Genomic DNA, 16582 nt, shown 5'->3' with positions numbered 1-16582 from the left:
GTCAGGCCGGGGCGTGGTGCGGGCCTCCGCACCACGCCCCCCGCTGCTCAGCCGTTGTATTCGCGCGCGACGTCCACGACCCAGACGACGCCGAAACGGTCGGTCAGCATGCCGTACAGCGGAGCCCACTGCGCGGGTTCCAGGGGCGCCGCGATGGTCGCCCCGTTTGAGAGCTTCTCCCAGTACGCGGTGATCTCCTCGGTGGTCTCGCCGCGGAGGGAGAGGAAGAACGAGTTCTCGCCCCGGTCCCACGGCAGCCGCGAGGGCACGTCGTAGGCCATCACGTGGAAGCCGTTGCCGGCGACCACCTGGCCCCACATCACCTGGTCCGCCTCGGCGGGGTCCTGCACGTTCCCGGCGTCCTTGTAGGTGACGACCGCGAGATGACCGCCGAAGACGGACTGGTAGAACTCCAGCGCCGCGCGGGCGTCGCCCCGGAAGTTCAGATGAGTGACGGACTTGACGGACATGCCGCTCCTATTGGTTCTGGACGCTGTGCAGCGCCTCTTGTGCGACAACCGTCGCAGGGGTAGCGGTCAGGATGTGGCCGCTACCTACGGCACACTGGATTTCATGCCGAAGACCTCAGCGCGACTGCTGGCGTTGCTCTCACTGCTCCAGACGCGCCGGGACTGGCCGGGGGCACTGCTCGCCGAGCGGCTGGAGGTCAGCCCGCGTACCGTGCGCCGTGACATCGACCGGCTGCGCGAGCTCGGCTATCCCATCGCGACCTTCAAGGGACCCGACGGCGGCTACCGGCTGGACGCCGGCACGGAGCTGCCCCCGCTGCTGTTCGACGACGAGCAGGCCGTCGCCCTGGCCATCGCGCTCCAGACCGCCGTCACCAGCGGCGCCGGCATCGAGGAGGCCGCGGCCCGAGCGCTGAACACCGTACGGCAGGTCATGCCCGCACGGCTGCGCCACCGGATCGACACCCTCCAGGTCACCGCCGTCGAGCACCCCGCGCCCCGGCCGGCCCCTCAGGTCGGCGCCGAGGTGATCATGGCCCTCAGCGCCGCCGTCCACAGTCGTGAGGTGTTGCGTTTCGACTACGCGGGGTCCCCGCCGCGGCGGGCGGAGCCCCATCACCTCGTCACGTGGGGCGGGCGCTGGTACCTCGTCGCCTGGGACCTCGACCGGGAGGACTGGCGTACCTTCCGCGCCGACCGGATCACCCCGCGCATCCCGGCCGGGCCCCGCTTCATCCCGCGCGAGCTGCCCGGAGGAACGGTGGCCGCCTTCGTGGCCGCCAGGTTCCGGGGCTCCGACGGCTCCGGCGACTGGCCCTGCCGCGGCGAGGTGATCCTCGGCCTGCCCGCCGCCGTCGTGTCCCGCTACACCCGCGAAGGGGTCGTCGAGGAGCTCGGCCCGGACCGCTGCCGGCTCGTCCTGGGCTCGTGGTCGTGGACCGGACTGGCCGCCGCCGTCGGCAGGTTCGACGCCGACATCGAGGTCGTCGGCCCGGCCGAGCTCAAGGCCGCCTTCGCCCACCTGGCCCGCCGCTACGCGGACGCCCTTCGCTGACGCGGCGGCCAGGGTCAGGCGGCGGCACCCGGACCCGGCAGCAGGTCGATGTCGCCGGCGTGCATCGACCGGCCGCAGTGGGCACAGCGCAGGTCGACGTGACTGATCTGACCGCAGGCGTGGTGGCGGTAGAGCACCGGCGGCCCGGCTTCGCCCGCCAGCCACCTGTCTCCCCAGCCGGCCATGACCATGAGCAGGTCGACCAGCTCGGCGCCCTTCTGGGTCAGGTGGTACTCGTAGCGTGGCCGGTTGTCGTAGGGGCGGCGTTCGAGCACGCCCTGGCCGACGAGGTGGTTGAGCCGCTCGGTCAGCACCTTGCGTGAGATCCCGAGGTCGGCCTGGAGCTGGTCGAACCGGTTCATGCCGACCCACACGTCGCGCAGGATCAGCGGCGACCACGGCTCCCCGATCACGTCGAGCGTGCGTGCGATGGAGCAGGCCATCTCCCCGAAGTTCGTACGTTGCATGGGATCAGTCTAGTTCTTGAGGTTCCCTCAGGGAACTCAGGATGGTACTGTCGTGGAGTCTCTTTAAGGAACTCCAAAAGGAGTCGCACGATGAGCAAGGTCCTCATTGCCCATGCGGTGTCGGTCGACGGGTACATCACCGGGCGCGACCCCGGCGCCGGGCGCGGACTGGGCGACGCGGGCATGCTGTTCGACTGGTATTTCGACGGCGACACGCCCAGTCAGGTGTTCGGCGGCTTCGAACTGAGCGGACCCAGCGCCCAGGTCTTCGACACCCTCGCCGGACGTGTCGGCGCGATCGTGGCAGGGCGCGCCACGTACGACGACTCCGACGGTTTCGGAGGCGGCAGCCCCCATCCTGCGGCCCGGGTCTTCGTCCTCAGCCGCCGGCCCGCGCTCGAGATGACCGAGCGGCAGACCCTGATCACCACCGGCATCGAGGACGCGGTCGCGGCGGCACGCGAGGCCGCCGGGGGCAAGGACGTCGGGCTCATGGGCGGCGGCGTCGCCACCGAGGCCCTCAGGGCCGGGCTCGTCGACGAGGTGATCCTCCATCAGGTGCCGATCCTGCTCGGCGGCGGGCGTCCCTTCTTCCGGTCGCTGCCCGGGCACGTGCGCCTGGGCCTCGTCCAGGCCGTCCCGGCGCCCGGTGTCACCCACCTCCACTACCAGGTCGAACGCTGACCCTCGTCCCCGGCGTGGGGGCTCTCCCCCGCCACCGGCCGGGCCGTGTCACCGACGACAACCCCGCAAGGAGAAGCAGATGCTCGACCCCGACGTACGCCGCGCCTTCGACGGAACCTCGCTGGCCCACCTCGCCACCGTGCTGCCGGACGGCTCGCCCCACACCGTCCCCCTCTGGGCCGGAACCCACGGCGACCACCTCGTCTTCCTCACCGGGCCGCACTCGCGCAAGGCCCGCAACCTGCGCGGCGATCCCCGGGTGGCACTCTCCCTGGCGCCCGCCGACAACCCGTTCCAGCCCGTCATCGTCCGCGGCCGGGTCGTCCGATGGCTCGAAGGCGACGCGGCGTGGGAGATCATCGACCAGATCTCCGAGAAGTACATCGGCCGGCCCTACTCCCGGACGGAGGAACGTGTCGTCGCCGTCATCGAACCCGAGTGGCAGACCGTCGGCGTCGGCTGAGCTTCGGTTGGCGGTTACGCAGGGCATAGGCGATGGTTTCTGGAGACGGTGGGAACCGCCCCCGAGTTCCAGGGGCGGGGCCTTGGCGGCGCGGTGCTGCTTCCCGGTCTCGAAGAGGCCGAACGAGCTGGGTATCCGGCATTCCTGGAGACCTCCAGCGAGCGGAACGTGGCGTTCTACGAGCGACACGGTTTCAGGGTCACCGCCGACGTCCGGCTCCCCGACAACGGCCCCCGCACCTGGTGCATGCGCAGGGATCCACGCTGAGGTCCGGGAGCTCTCGCCCGCCTCCTTTGACCGGCGAACGGCGCGGGGATCTGGACCGGCTGCTGAAGTATGACGCCGGGCTGAAGATGACCCGGCTGGCCTCCTGATCAAAGCCGCCACCGACGCCAGCGAGACCTCGGTCAAGACCGCCATCGGAAAACTCATCTACCTGCGCACCATGGACGCCCACACCCTGGAATATCGGCCCTGGCTGCCGAGCGGCGCGGTTCACCCCGCGGTGGCCGGCGGTTCGCGACGCCGGCCCGCTGACCGTGCCGCCGCGATCAGTCGGCGCGGTCGAGGATGTTCTCGCGGGCCACGGCGTACCGTTCGCGGATCGCCGCCACAGTATCCGCCTCGTGCGTCTCGACCTGCCCGACCGTCCACGACGGCGGCCGCTCCCCGCCCGACAGCACCCAGGCCGCCTGGCGGGCTGCGCCGTCGGCGACGTGCTCCCCCAGCGGTGGGACGAGCACAGGGCGGCCGAAGACCGTCGGCGCGATCCGGCGCACCGCCTCCGAACGGGCGCCGCCGCCGACCAGGATGACCCGGTTGACCGTCGTGCCCTGCGCGATCATCGCGTCCAGCCCGTCGGCGAGTGCGCACAGCATGCCCTCCACCGCCGCGCGGGCCAGGTGCGCGGCGGTCGAGGTCCGCAGGGTCAGGCCGTGCACGGCTCCGGTGGCGTGCGGGCGGTTCGGTGTGCGCTCGCCCTCCAGGTAGGGCACCAGGACCAGCCCGTCGGCGCCCGGCGGGGCCGACAGCGCCAGCGCCGACAGCTCCGCGTGGTCCACCCGCAGCATGGTCGCGGCCGCGTCCAGCACCCGGGCGGCGTTGAGCGTGCACACCACCGGCAGGAACCGGCCGGTCATGTCGGCGAACCCGGCGACGATCCCGCTCGGGTCCGCGGCCGGCACGTCGGAGACGGTGGACACGATGCCTGAGGTGCCGATCGACACGATCACGTCGCCTGGCTCGGCACCGGCACCCAGCGCCGCCGCGGCGCAGTCCCCGGCGCCGGGGCCCAGCGGCGCGCCGGTGCGCAGGTGCCCGGCCTGACCGGTGGGCCCGAGCACCTGCGGCAGCAGCACATCGTCGCGGCCGAACGCCAGCCGGATCAGGTCCAGGCGGTACTCACCGGTCGCGGCCGACCAGTATCCGGTCCCGCTGGCCTCGCTGCGGTCGGTGCGCAGCGCGTCGAGCCCCGGCGCGCCGGACAGTCGCCAGGTCAGCCAGTCGTGCGGCAGACACACCGCGGCCGTGCGGGCGGCGTTGTCCGGCTCGGCCGAGGCCAGCCAGCGCAGTTTGGTGACGGTGAAGCTGGCCACCGGTACCAGGCCGACCGCCTCCGCCCATGCTCGCCGTCCCGCCTCCCCGCCGCCGAGATCCGAGATCAGGTCGGCGGCGGCGCCGGCCGAGCGGGTGTCGTTCCACAGCACCGCGTCCCGGATCACCGCGCCGTCCGCGTTGAGGCACACCATGCCCTGCATCTGCCCGGCGATCGAGGCCGCCGCCACGTCGTCCAGTCCGCCGGCCTGTGCGACCGCGTCGGAAAGTGCGGCCTCCCACGCGGCCGGCGGTACGGCGGTCCCGGTGGGGTGTGGCGCGCGGCCTTCGCGCACCAGTTCCCCGGTGTCGGCGTCGCGGACGACGACTTTGCACGACTGGGTCGAGGAGTCGACCCCGGCGACGAGGGGCACCGGTCCTCCGGGGGTGTCGGGCGCGGACGACCGCGCCGGGGCTTTGCGGAGATCATGACACAGCCCCGCCGAGGCTCCCCGAGCCGGTCACCGGCGACGGACCCGTGGTGGCGCGTCCGGGCCGCTCCATGTCACACTCACTGTTATAGAACTCACTCATGAGTTATAGAACGATGGGAGCTGACATGCGAGAGGTGCCGCTGCGGCGTGAGCCGGTCCCGCCGGACGGGGTGATGGGCGGTCCGCCGGCGCGGGGCCGGTTCGGGGAGTACGGCGGACGGTACGCGCCGGAGTCCCTGGTGGAGGCGTGCCGCGAGGTGGGCGAGGCGTTCCGGGAGGCCTGGGCGGACCCGGGGTTCCGCGGCGCCCTGGCGCGGCTGCTCGCCGTGCACGCCGGGCGGCCGACCCCGCTCACCCCGGCCCTCCGCCTGTCCGAGGAGCTGGGAGTGCGGCTGTACCTCAAGCGCGAGGATCTCACCCACACCGGATCCCACAAGATCAACAATGTGCTGGGCCAGGCCCTGCTGGCCACCCGGATGGGACGGCGCAGGCTGATCGCCGAGACGGGGGCGGGCCAGCACGGGGTGGCCACCGCGACCGCCGCCGCGCTGCTCGGGCTGGAGGCCACGGTCTTCATGGGCGAGCGCGACATCGAGCGGCAGGCACTGAACGTCTTCCGGATGCGCATGCTGGGCGCCGAGGTGGTCCCGGTGATCACGGGCAGCCGCACCCTCAAGGACGCGACCAGCGAGGCCATGCGCCACTGGGTGGGTGCGACCGGCGACTCCCACTACTGCATCGGCTCGGTCGTCGGGCCGGATCCGTACCCCTGGATGGTCCGGGAGCTGCAGCGCGTCATCGGCGACGAGGCCCGCGCGCAGTGCGCCGCCGAGCTGCGGACCGGCGTGCCGGACCACGTGGTCGCGTGCGTCGGCGGCGGATCCAACGCGGCCGGCACGTTCGCCGGCTTCGCCGATACTCCAGCGCGCCTGGTCGGCGTCGAGGCGGAGGGCGGCGCCGGGGCGGCCCGCGGCCGGCTGGGCGTCCTGCACGGCTGCCGCTCGCTGTTCCTGCAGGACGGCGACGGGCAGATCACCCAGGCGCACTCCATCGCCGCCGGGCTTGACTATCCGGGGGTCGGCCCGGAGCACGCGCACCTGCGCGACCTGGGCCGGGCCCGCTACGTCACCGTGACCGACGACGAGGCGGTCCGCGCGGCGGTACGGCTGGCGCGCACCGAGGGCATCGTCCCGGCGCTCGAATCCGCGCACGCCCTCGCCTGGGTGATCCGCGCGGCGGGCGACGGCGAACTGCCCGCGGGATCGACGGTGCTGATGACGTTGTCCGGCCGCGGCGACAAGGACGTCTCGACCCTGAAGGAGCTGCTGTGACCTACCCCAGGACGAACCCCGCCGTGGCCGCGGGCGCGGTCGAACGCCACCTGCGCGCCCGCCGGGACGTCGGCCGCGGCCTGCTCATGCCGTACGTCACCGGGGGGATCACCCCGGGCTGGACGGACTACCTGCGGGCGTTCGCCGCCGCCGGGGCGGACGCGATCGAGGTCGGCCTGCCCTTCTCCGACCCCACGCTGGACGGCGTCACCATCCAGCAGGCGAGCGACGCGGCGCTGGCCCGGGGGGCGAGCACCCGCCGGATCCTCGCCGATCTGTCCGAGCTGTCCGGCCTGCCGGACCTGGGCGTGCCGCTGGTCGTCAGCACCTACTACAACCTGGTGCTGCACGACGGCCCCGAGGCGTTCTGCGCCGCGCTCCGCCGGGCCGGCGTCGGCGGCCTGATCGTGCCCGACCTGCCGGTGCACGAGGCGGACGAGCTGACCGGCGTGGCCGAAGGCGCCGGGATCGAACTGGTCCTGCTGGCGTCACCGGCGACGCCGCAGCCGCGGCTGGCGGAGATCTCGGCCCGGAGCCGTGGTTTCGTCTACGCGGTCTCGCTGATGGGCACCACCGGTGAACGGGCCGCTCTCGCCGCGTCGGCGGCGGAGCTCACCGGGCGGATCAGGCGCGTCACCGACCGGCCGGTCTTGCTAGGATTCGGCATCTCCACCCCGGACCAGGCCCGCGGAGCCCGCCGGCACGCCGACGGCGTGGTGGTCGGCGCCGCGGTCATGCGGCGGGTGCTCGACGGGGCCGGGCCGGACGACCTGCGGGCCTTCCTCGCGCCCCTGCGGCAGGCCCTCGACCAGGAGTGTGACCGACCACGATGACCCCCGAGGCGAACCCCCAGGCGGGCCCCGACGCCGGGCACGAGGCGAGATACCGCGCCATCGCCGCCGACCTCGCCGCGAAGATCCGGTCGGGGCACTACGCGCCGGGTGAGGCTCTGCCGCCGCAACGGGAGCTGAGCGCCTCCTACGGGGTGGCCCTCATGACGCTGCGCCAGGCGTTGCGGGAGCTCAGCGACGAGAAGCTGATCGTGCAGCGGCCCGGCAAGGGCACGTTTGTCACCCCGCCGCATCTGGCGTACCAGCTCGACTCGCTCCGCAGCCTGGTCGACGACCTGCGCAAGCAGGGCCATGACGTGCGCACCGCGGTGGCCGGTCGGGCGGTGCGCCGGGCCCCTGCCCGGATCGCCGCGGAGCTGCGGCTGCGCCCCGGCGACACCGCCCTGCGGCTGGAGCGGGTCCGCGAGTTCGCGGGGCGTCCCGCCGTGCACCAGGTGTCCTGGGTCCGCCGGCCGGTCGCCGACCGGATCCGCGACCGCGACTTCACCGCCGTCTCCCTCTACACGGCCCTCGCCGACGCGGAGGTGACGGTCGCCCGGGCGTCCGAGGTGGTCCGGCCCGGGCTGCTCGACCCCGCCGCCGCGCGTCACCTCCAGGAGCCGCAAGGCAGCCCGGTGCTCGTCAGCACCCGGATCACCTACACACTCGACGCCACACCCGTGGTGTCCGACCACGCCACCATCCTCGGCAGCATGATGGAGATCCGCACCGAACGCGCCGCCACCGGCCTCTCTCTCACCTGGGGCGCCATCAGCTGAGAACCTGTACGCGGTCTATCCACCATGGACCCAACCGGGAGATCCCAGGAGACATCAGCGGCGTCGCGGCGTGTAGGGAGCCAGAGCAGCGATGTCCACATCCGCGTCGGGCCAGCGAGAACGCGGCGCCTCAGCCAGGCGCCGGCACAGGCCCGTCAGCTGTGGCAGGGCGTGGTGCGCCTGAGCGGTGGCGGCGGCAGCCTCCAAGGTCGTCACGAGTTGGGCGCGGCTGTCCTCCCCCGCCGGCCGCCCGTCCAGTGCCGGCAGACGCCAGAGGCGGGTCAGCGCGAATGCCACGCATGCCGCCGCCAGGGCGGCACCGTAGAGCCGATCGTCCTCAGCCTGCGGCACCCCGGCCGCCAGAGCCCGCCGATAGATCTCGGCGACTTGCGTCGGCGGCGAGCCGCCGGGCTGTGCGGGCATGCTCACCCACATCCAACCGGATCGACCTGCCCGAGGCTCGCTCGCCGCCGGTAGTACAGCCCCGCCTGTCCGGCGGTCAACGCGCCGAGTTCGCCACGGGCACGAGCGAAGGCCTCCAGTCGTACGGCATGCGCGGCGATGCCATCGCCGCGCAACAGTCCGTCCAGTGCGACCCGTGGCGCGAGATCCTGCAGGATGACGCGTCCCGCAGAGATGTCCGCCGCCAGCACACGTGGTGCCAGATCGACGCGGAGGTCCTCCGCCAGGAACCGCAGTGCGGCTACTTCCGTCCATAATCGCCACGCCTCGGCATGCCTGCCGTCGGCACGCGGTCCCATCCACTTGACGATCACTGTCTCACCGCGGTCGGTCCGGGCACGAGCGACCCGCCAGGGCTCCAACCTCGTCCACTCCACAAACGTGATCACTCGCAGAAGCGAAGGAGGCCGGCGACCCGGCGGCCCAGTACGGCGAGCAGGCCTGCCATGACCACGCCGACGGCCGCCAGGCCTGCGCGGTCGGCTGCCGTGTCGGTGTTGGAGATCAGGCCGAAGGCGGTGTGGGCGACGAGAGCGCCGGAGGCGAGGGCGAGGCTGTGCCGGTCGGTCCATCGGCCGTCCGCCGTCCACCGGCGCAGGAGCCACGCGACGGCCACCGCCACGACCACGGCGGCCGACATGGGCACGAGCACCCACCCGCCGTGGGTGAAGGCGGGCCGGGTCGCGCCGCCGAAGGGGAACAGCAAGGCCAGGTAGGCGAAGGCGGCCACCGCGCCGAACAGCCCCGCCGCCGCGGGCGCGGGCGGCCTGGTCGCCGCCGCGCGTGGGCGGGACCTCAGCCGCAGCCCGGCCGCCACCAGCAGGGCCACGGCGGCGGCGCAGCCCGCCAGGATCGCCGGCGGCGCCTGATAGCCGGGGTCGATGGTGGTCACGACCGTCACCCGCAGCAGCAGCGCGCCGAGGACGAAGACCACCCCTGCCACCCACGTGCCGAGCCTGCCGAGGTAGGGCCGGTCGCGCAGGGACGGGACGATCAGATCGGTCAGGAGGATCGGGATCGCGGCGCTGAAGACCGCGTGGTAGGGGATCTGCAGCTCGGTGTAGGCGCTGTTCAGGCCCAGGATCCGCGGTGCCCACCCGGCGGCGCCGTACATCGTGGGGCTGCTCAGCGCCTGCAGCGCCAGGCCCTCCTCGACGATGCCGTACGCCGCGCCGAGCAGCAGCACCCCGGTCCAGCCCGTCCCGGCCCGCCGTACGAGTTCGCGCACCAGGACGACGCCCGCGCCGTAGATCGGGATCCACAGCAGCAGGAGCCAGGCCATGCGCAGCGGCGGGTTGCCGAGGGTGAACTCGGCCACGAGCGGTGTGATCACCGCGAGGAGCAGGGCGGCCAGGCGGCCGCGTGTCTTGTTCGCCGTCATGCGGCCAGCGTGTGCCGCGCGCACCCCCCGCGTCTGCCGCCCCCGGTCCTGCCCATGGCAACCCAGGTGACAACCCCGCGTCGACTTTGGTTGCTGCCGCCGCCCCGCCCGTCGTCGTTACGCTGGGCGTCCGTGACGGCAGACGTACGGCCGGGCCCGGCCGGCACCCGGCGGGACCGGGCGATCCGGGCGGGGAGCGTCGCCTGCGCGCTGGCCGCGGCCGCGGTCGTCGTGCGAGGAGACCTCGGCGAGGCGCCCGCCTGGCACCTGGTCGCCGACGCGGCCGGCGGCGCGGTGGCGTGCGGGGCGCTGTGGCTGTCGCGCCGGTGGCCGGCCACCACGGCGCTGATCGCCGTGGCGCTGGCGGTGCCCGCCGCCTCGGCGTCGGTCGCGGCCGGGATCGCCACGCTGATGACCGCCCTGTACCGGCGTTCGGCGGTGGCGATCGGCATGGGCGCGGCGTGGGTGGCGGCGACGCTGGCCCGGTTCTGGCTGCGGCCGCCGGGCCTGGCGCCGTACCCGGTGTGGGCGCTGGTCGCGGTGCTGTTCGGGGTGGCGCTGACCGGATGGGGGATGCTGGCGCGGGCCCGCCGCCAACTTCTGCTGTCGCTGGCGGAGCGGCTCCGCAGGGCCGAGGAGGAACAACGGCGGCGCGTCGAGCAGGCGCGCCACACCGAGCGCCTGGCCATCGCCCGCGAGATGCACGACGTGCTGGCGCACCGGCTGTCGCTGCTGGCGCTGCACGCCGGGGCGCTGGAGTTCAACGCGCGGGCCGACCCCGCCGAGGTGGTCGAGGCGGCCGCGGTCATGCGCTCCAGCGCCCACCACGCGCTGCAGGAGCTGCGCCAGGTGATCTCGGTCCTGCGCGAGGCGCCCGTCCTGGCCGAGACCGACCTGCCGGCGCTGGTCGAGGAGGTACGGCGGGCGGGCATGCGCGTCGACCTGCACGACGGCGGCGTGCGCCTGCCCGGCCTGCCGGGCGCGACGGCGCGGGCCGCCTACCGGATCGTCCAGGAAGGGCTCACCAACGCCCGCAGGCACGCCCCCGGCCGGCCGGTGACCGTACGCCTCGACGGCGCCCCCGGCCGGGGGCTGGCCATCGAGGTGCGCAACCCCGTCGCGACGTCCGCCGCCGGTTCCGCTTCCGGTTCCGCCTCTGTGGCGGGTCCTGTCGCGGGCGAGGGCGCCGGCCTGGCCGGGATGCGGGAGCGCGCCGAGCTGGCGGGCGGGCGGGTGGAGCGGGCCGGTGTGGACGAGGACGGGTTCCGGCTGGCGGTCTGGCTACCATGGCCGGTGTGAGCGCCATCCGCGTGCTGGTCGTGGACGACGACCCGCTCGTCAGGGCGGGTCTGACCCTGATGCTCAGGGGCGCCGACGAGCTCGTCGTGGTGGGCGGTGTGGCCGACGGCGCCGACGTCGCGGCCGCGGTCGACGCGCACGCGCCCGACGTGGTGCTCATGGACATCCGGATGCCGGGCCTGAACGGGATCGACGCCACCCGCCTGCTGCGGCGGCGGCCCGACCCTCCCCAGGTCGTCATCCTGACCACGTTCGACGCCGACGAGCACGTCTTCGGCGCGCTGCGCGCCGGGGCCGGCGGGTTCCTGCTGAAGGACACCCCGCCGGAGGGCATCGTGGACGCGGTCCTGCGGGTGGCGGCGGGCGAGCCGATCCTGTCGCCCGACGTGACCCGGCGCCTGATCGCCCACCTGGCGCCCGAGACGGAGGACCGCCGCCGCGACGACGCGCGCCGGCTGCTGTCCAGGCTCAGCGACCGCGAGCGCGAGGTCGCCGCCGCGGTCGGCCGGGGCAGGTCCAACGCGGACATCGCGGCCGAGCTCCACATGAGCGTCGGCACGGTCAAGAGCTACGTCTCCCGCATCCTCGCCAAGACCGGCCTGGACAACCGCGTCCAGCTCGCCCTGATCGCCCACGACAACCCGCTCTAGTCAGCGTTCCGGGTGCCGGGCAGACCGATATCATGGGCGCTTCAGTGGGGTCCACCAAAGGATGGGGAGGCTCGCAAAGTGGCGAGGCGAGCGCGACCATCGGCTTCCGACGTCCCCGCGATGAACGGCGCCGCTCCTGACCTCGACCTCGAAGAGGAGCGCCTGCTCGGCATCGTGTGGCGGGCCGACGGTCCCGTGGGCGCCCGGCTCGCGGGCCGCCAGCTGCGCGAGAGCGGGCTGGAGATCAGCGAGGCGACCGTCTCACGGATCTTCAAGCGCCTGGACGACTTCGGGCTCACCATGCCGTCCGGCCGCAAGGGCCGGACGCTGACCGAGCACGGACGGCGCTGCGCCGAGGCGATGTCGGCGCGGCAGCGTCACGAGGAGGAGTTCGCCCGGGCCTTCGACATCCGCACGGTGGAGCAGCTGCTCGACCTGCTGCACGGCAGACGGGGTGTCGAGCGGGAGATCGCCGGCCGGGCGGCGAGCCGGGCGACCGACGACGACGTCGCGGGGCTCGAGGAGATCCTGCGCCGTCACGAGTCGATCCTGGGCGACGACGAACGCGCCCGCCAGATCGGCATGGAGTTCCACCGGGCGATCGCCCGCATCGCGGGCAGCGATCTCCTGGGGGCGCTGGCGGGCGCCGTGCTCAACGAGTCGCTCGTCCCGCTCGAGAAGGTGCTCGACGTGATCACCGGAGGCCACGGCACCGTGAGCCAGTCGGTGCCCGAGCACGCGGAGATCGTCTCGGCGATCCGCCGCCGCGAGCCGGCGGCGGCGGAGGAGGCGATGGCCCGTCACCTCACCCGGCTGATCGACGAGGTCACCGACTTCTCCCGCAGCGACCAGGTGCGCATCTTCGACCGGTTGCTGATGTTCACGCGTCAGTCGTGACGGCGCCGGCCGTCCGCGGGAGCCGCTCGATGTGGCCGACGACCTCCTCGATGGGCAGCACGTCGGCGTAGCGGGCGTTGATGTCGAAGAGGGCGGCCTCGTGCGCCGAGGCGGAGCGGTCCCCCACGGCCTCGGCCGGGACGATGGCGCGCAGACCGTGGTCGATGGCGCTCTCGCAGGTCGAGCGGACGCACCCGCTGGTGCTGCATCCGACGACGACCACCGTGTCGATGCGCTGGGCCGCGAGGATGCTCGGCAGGTTGGTGTTGAAGAACGCGCTGGCCCGCGGCTTCTCGATGAGCGCCTCGTGCGGGCGGCGGTCCAGCCCGGGCACCAGCCGGACGCGCTCGGACCCCCGGATCATGCGCTCCAGGTGCGGGGTCTTCAGCCGGCTCGGGAGGGGAAGATCGGAGTACGTCTCGTCGTAGGCCATGGTGGTGAACACCACCGGAATGTCGTCACGCGTGCGCACGACGTCCAGAAGCCGCCGGATGTTGCGCAGCACGCCGTCGAGGTTCGCGCCGATCATCTCGTCCTGGCTCGTCCAGGCTCCGGCCATGTCGATGACCAGGAGGGCCACGCGCTCCCCCCATCCGACGCGTCCGGCGAACCCCGCCGCGAGGTACTGGTCGAGCAGGTCCCGGTTGCCGAGGCCATGGGTCTGCTGGGTCTGCGCAGCGGTCATGTCGGCGTCACCTTTCACGCACTGGAGGCGGCGATTCACGATCGTCACGATACAAGCATCTTCCTCAATTTTGATAGACCTAGACAGTTATCTGATATCTGAGATAGACATCTTTCCGTGTTGATGGATTACTGTCGGGAGATGTCCGGTGCGTGATGACTTCGACCTCGTGGTGAGCGGTGCCCTCGTCGTGGGTGAGCACGACATCGAGGTGGCCGACGTCGGCGTCACCGGCGAGAGGATCGCCGCGCTCGCCGCGCCGGGCACCCTGCGGGGGACGCGGATCGTCGAGGCCTCACCGGGCGCGGTCCTGGTCCCCGGGGGGATCGACACCCACACCCACATCGCCTGGCCGATCGCGGAAGGCGTCCGCAGCCTCGACGACTTCGCCTCGGCGACCCGGGCGGCGGCGGTCAGCGGCACCACCACGGTGATCGACTTCGTCCCGGCGTCCGGCGGGTCGCTCCTGGCCGCGGCCCGCGAGCGCATGGCCGAGGCGGCGCCATCGGTGATCGACTACACCTTCCATCCGGTGATCGCCCGCATCACCCCGGACCGGCTGCGGGAGATCCCCGCCCTGGTGGACGAGGGCCTGGCCTCCTTCAAGATCTACACGACGTACGACGACCGGCTCGACGACGGCGAGATCAGGGCGGTGATGACCACCGTGGCGGAGGTGGGCGGGCTCGCCGGTTTCCACGCCGAGAACCACGCCATCCTCGAACACGCCAGGTCCGCGGTGCTGTCCGGCTCGGCCGCGGCCATCGACCGCTTCCCCCGCAGCCGGCCCGGCAGCGCGGAGAGCGCCGCGATCGGCCTGGTGACGCACTTCGCCCGGGAGCTCGGCGCGCCGGTGTACGTCTACCACGTCTCCGGCGGCGAGGCGCTGGCCGCCATCGAGGCGGCCGGTGAGTCGGGCGTCCTGGTGCAGGCGGAGACCTGTACCCACTACCTGGTGCTGGACGACTCGGTGTACCGGCGTCCCGACGGGTGGAAGTACGTGATCACGCCGCCGGTCAGGGACGCCGCCGCGCAGGACCGCCTCTGGGACGCGCTGCGCGCCGGAGTCCTGGGCAGCGTGGCCTCCGACCACTGCGCCTACGGCCTGGAGCACAAGCTGCCCGGCGCCGCCGACTTCACCGTGCTGCCGCCGGGAGCCCCCGGCCTGGACGCGCGGATCCCCCTGCTGTGGGACCACGCGGTCACCCGGGGCCGGCTCGGCCTGCGGGGGTTCGTCGAGGTGTCGGCCACCGGCCCGGCCCGGACGTTCGGCATGTATCCCCGCAAGGGGGTGATCCGCGTGGGCGCGGACGCCGACCTGGTGCTGTGGAACCCCGGGCGGGAGTGGACCTGGCCGGCCTTCGAGGCGGGCTGGGGCAGCGACTACGAGCCGTACGAGGGCATGACCGGTGCGGGCCTGCCCGAGCTCACGATCTCCCGCGGCCGGGTGGTGGCCCGCGACGGCCGGTTCACGGGCGCCAAAGGCGCCGGGCGCTTCGTTCCGCAGCGGATCGACGTCCGGCAGTGGCCGGGGAGACAGGCGGCGCGGGGGGCAGGCCGGCACCCGTCGGCGTGAGCCTGCCCCCGGCGACGCGCCCGGACTCTCCTCCGGCACGGAACCTCCTCCGGCACGGGGACGGAACGGTCAGCGGAACGGGCGGAGGGAGGACGGCGCGACCTCTTCGAGGGTGCGGCCGAGCCGGTCGTGGTCCGGCACCCGGGCCCAGGAGCGCTCGCCGGCCCGCTGGAGGCGCTCGGTCATCCCCTCCTCGTCCACGGTGAGCAGGGCGCCGTCCCGCATCACCCACGCGCCGTCGATCATCACGGACGCCAGGTCCTCGCGGGTCGCGTAGTAGACGAGGTTCCTGATGGGATCGCGGACCGGTGACATGACGGGGGTGTCGAGCCGCCACAGCAGCAGGTCGGCCTTGGCTCCCGGCGCGATCCGGCCGAGGTCGTCGCGGCCCAGCAGCCGGGCCGCGTTGACCGTCGCGGCGTCGAGCAGATGGGTGGCGAGCCAGGAGTCGGCGCGCCGGTCGGCCACCTTGCCCAGGATGGCCGACCAGCGGATCGACTCGATCATGGACTGCGGCGTGGTGTCCGTGCCGAGCGTGATGTTGACGCCGGCTCTCCGGTAGCCGGGGAGCGATTCGACCATGATGCCGCGCCGGGCGAACGTCCAGGCGTTGTAGGAGATCGAGGCGCCGGAGTCCGCGATGCGCCGCAGGTCGTCCCCGGGCAGGTTCAGCCACGAGGTGCCGGTGGTGAAGATCGCGTGCCCGAGCACGACCCGGGGGCCGAGGAACCCGGCCGACTCCAGATACTCGATCGGCGTCATGCCGTGCGCCGCCATGACGTCCATCACCTCGAACATCGCCTGGGCGGCGTGGATCGTCAGCGGCACCTCCAGGTCGTCGGACAGCCGCCGCGACTCCTTCAGCAGGTCGGGCGTGCAGGTGTTGGCCTGCCACGGGGACAGGAAGCCCCGCACGCGTCCGGAACCGCCGTCGCGCAGTTCCTCGATCAGCCGCACGGCCCGTTCCAGGCCGGCGAACCCGCCGTCCTCGTCCCACTCGTACGCGACGCGGTTCCCGTCGGGGGTGAACCAGCGGCCCGACCGGTACCCGTCCGCGATGTAGGCGCGCAGGCCGGCCCGTTCGCAGGCCTCGGCCACCCGCCGGCCCCGCAGCCCTTGGTGCATCACGGTCGTGGTGCCCGTACGGATGAGCTCGGACATCGAGACGTCGATGCAGGTGTCGACGCCCTCCTCGTCGATGGAGTTCTCCTGCATCGGCAGGGTCTCGACCAGGCCGGTGGAGAAGAACTGCCGCTTCCCGACGTCCTCCTGGAAGGACTTGTCCAGCGGGGCGGTCTCCAGGTGGGCGTGCGTGTTGATGAACCCCGGCGTGACCAGCGTGTCTCCGGCGTCCACCCGCTCGTCGGCCGGCCCCTGGTAGTCGCGGCCGGTGTAGACGACGCGGTCGCCGTCCACGACGACGGTGCCGTTCTCCAGCAGCCGGTGCTCACCGTCCTGGAAGGCCACCACGTAGCGGGCGTCAAGGCGCAGGATCGGCATGTGCCTCTCCCCTTTCTTTTCGTTTTC

Annotated in this window: 18 protein-coding genes and 1 pseudogene; 11 read left to right on the top strand and 8 right to left on the bottom strand. The window is 73.1% G+C overall.

Annotated elements, in window-relative coordinates; all coding sequences use genetic code 11:
* Positions 1-47 precede the first annotated feature (47 nt).
* Positions 48-470, bottom strand: coding sequence for a VOC family protein (locus Mam01_RS16020; RefSeq protein WP_204286120.1), 423 nt, complete (start codon positions 468-470; stop codon positions 48-50).
* A gap of 103 nt (positions 471-573) precedes the next feature.
* Here Mam01_RS16020 and Mam01_RS16015 point away from each other — a divergent pair, with 103 nt between their 5' ends.
* Positions 574-1524, top strand: coding sequence for a helix-turn-helix transcriptional regulator (locus Mam01_RS16015; protein WP_204286119.1), 951 nt, complete (start codon positions 574-576; stop codon positions 1522-1524).
* A gap of 14 nt (positions 1525-1538) precedes the next feature.
* Here Mam01_RS16015 and Mam01_RS16010 read toward each other — a convergent pair whose 3' ends face one another.
* Positions 1539-1991 (bottom strand): winged helix-turn-helix transcriptional regulator, encoded by a 453-nt coding sequence (locus Mam01_RS16010; protein WP_204286118.1) that lies wholly within the window; start codon positions 1989-1991, stop codon positions 1539-1541.
* 90 nt (positions 1992-2081) lie between these two features.
* Here Mam01_RS16010 and Mam01_RS16005 point away from each other — a divergent pair, with 90 nt between their 5' ends.
* From Mam01_RS16005 to Mam01_RS15995, 3 genes and pseudogenes are all read left to right on the top strand, one after another.
* The gene (locus Mam01_RS16005) at positions 2082-2675 is read left to right on the top strand and encodes a dihydrofolate reductase family protein (RefSeq protein ID WP_204286117.1); all 594 of its coding nucleotides are present in this window, start codon (positions 2082-2084) and stop codon (positions 2673-2675) included.
* Positions 2676-2754: 79 nt separating this feature from the next.
* Positions 2755-3138: a TIGR03618 family F420-dependent PPOX class oxidoreductase gene (locus Mam01_RS16000; RefSeq protein ID WP_204286116.1), complete on the top strand. Its 384-nt coding sequence runs from the start codon at positions 2755-2757 to the stop codon at positions 3136-3138.
* A 36-nt stretch (positions 3139-3174) separates the two neighbouring features.
* A pseudogene (locus tag Mam01_RS15995) lies at positions 3175-3405 on the top strand (GNAT family N-acetyltransferase); the annotation flags it as partial.
* Positions 3406-3689: 284 nt separating this feature from the next.
* Here Mam01_RS15995 and Mam01_RS15990 read toward each other — a convergent pair.
* A complete protein-coding gene (locus Mam01_RS15990) occupies positions 3690-5105 on the bottom strand; it encodes a xylulokinase (RefSeq protein ID WP_204286115.1) in 1416 nt (471 codons plus the stop codon).
* Between the two features lie 185 nt (positions 5106-5290).
* On the opposite strand from Mam01_RS15990, the gene trpB reads away from it, so the two are divergent.
* From trpB to Mam01_RS15975, 3 genes are read left to right on the top strand one after another with little or no spacing between them, the layout of a single operon-like run.
* Positions 5291-6496, top strand: a complete 1206-nt coding sequence (gene trpB, locus Mam01_RS15985; protein ID WP_204286114.1) for a tryptophan synthase subunit beta — start codon at positions 5291-5293, stop codon at positions 6494-6496.
* Positions 6493-7329 (top strand): tryptophan synthase subunit alpha, encoded by an 837-nt coding sequence (gene trpA, locus Mam01_RS15980; RefSeq protein ID WP_204286113.1) that lies wholly within the window; start codon positions 6493-6495, stop codon positions 7327-7329. The genes trpB and trpA overlap by 4 nt, the downstream gene beginning before the upstream one ends.
* Positions 7326-8105, top strand: coding sequence for a GntR family transcriptional regulator (locus tag Mam01_RS15975; RefSeq protein ID WP_204286112.1), 780 nt, complete (start codon positions 7326-7328; stop codon positions 8103-8105). The genes trpA and Mam01_RS15975 overlap by 4 nt, the downstream gene beginning before the upstream one ends.
* 54 nt (positions 8106-8159) lie before the next feature.
* Here Mam01_RS15975 and Mam01_RS15970 read toward each other — a convergent pair whose 3' ends face one another.
* From Mam01_RS15970 to Mam01_RS15960, 3 genes are all read right to left on the bottom strand, one after another.
* Positions 8160-8528, bottom strand: coding sequence for a hypothetical protein (locus Mam01_RS15970; RefSeq protein WP_204286111.1), 369 nt, complete (start codon positions 8526-8528; stop codon positions 8160-8162).
* 2 nt (positions 8529-8530) lie between these two features.
* Positions 8531-8881, bottom strand: a complete 351-nt coding sequence (locus Mam01_RS15965) for a hypothetical protein (protein ID WP_204286110.1) — start codon at positions 8879-8881, stop codon at positions 8531-8533.
* A 71-nt stretch (positions 8882-8952) separates the two neighbouring features.
* Positions 8953-9948, bottom strand: coding sequence for an AF_0692 family protein (locus tag Mam01_RS15960; protein WP_204286109.1), 996 nt, complete (start codon positions 9946-9948; stop codon positions 8953-8955).
* Between the two features lie 132 nt (positions 9949-10080).
* Between Mam01_RS15960 and Mam01_RS15955 the strand changes: the two genes are divergently transcribed.
* The 3 genes from Mam01_RS15955 (at position 10081) to Mam01_RS15945 (ending at position 12794) form a co-directional block, all read left to right on the top strand.
* Positions 10081-11247, top strand: a complete 1167-nt coding sequence (locus Mam01_RS15955; RefSeq protein WP_204286108.1) for a sensor histidine kinase — start codon at positions 10081-10083, stop codon at positions 11245-11247.
* Entirely contained in the window at positions 11235-11897 is a 663-nt protein-coding gene (locus tag Mam01_RS15950; protein WP_204286107.1) for a response regulator, read from the top strand. The genes Mam01_RS15955 and Mam01_RS15950 overlap by 13 nt, the downstream gene beginning before the upstream one ends.
* A gap of 78 nt (positions 11898-11975) precedes the next feature.
* Entirely contained in the window at positions 11976-12794 is an 819-nt protein-coding gene (locus Mam01_RS15945; protein ID WP_204286106.1) for an FCD domain-containing protein, read from the top strand.
* Here Mam01_RS15945 and Mam01_RS15940 read toward each other — a convergent pair.
* Positions 12778-13479, bottom strand: a complete 702-nt coding sequence (locus tag Mam01_RS15940; protein ID WP_204286105.1) for an isochorismatase family protein — start codon at positions 13477-13479, stop codon at positions 12778-12780. The genes Mam01_RS15945 and Mam01_RS15940 overlap by 17 nt on opposite strands.
* Positions 13480-13627: 148 nt before the next feature.
* On the opposite strand from Mam01_RS15940, the gene hydA reads away from it, so the two are divergent.
* On the top strand, positions 13628-15055 hold the full coding sequence (gene hydA, locus Mam01_RS15935) for a dihydropyrimidinase (protein ID WP_204286104.1): 1428 nt from the start codon (positions 13628-13630) through the stop codon (positions 15053-15055).
* 69 nt (positions 15056-15124) lie between these two features.
* Here the strand turns inward: hydA and Mam01_RS15930 are convergent, their stop codons facing one another.
* Positions 15125-16555 (bottom strand): amidohydrolase family protein, encoded by a 1431-nt coding sequence (locus Mam01_RS15930; RefSeq protein ID WP_204286103.1) that lies wholly within the window; start codon positions 16553-16555, stop codon positions 15125-15127.
* Positions 16556-16582: the final 27 nt, after the last annotated feature.

It is taken from the genome of Microbispora amethystogenes, assembly GCF_016863015.1.
Taxonomy (GTDB): domain Bacteria; phylum Actinomycetota; class Actinomycetes; order Streptosporangiales; family Streptosporangiaceae; genus Microbispora; species Microbispora amethystogenes.
The sequence above is the reverse complement of the archived record's forward strand: the minus strand, read 5'-3'. Positions and strand labels throughout refer to the sequence as shown.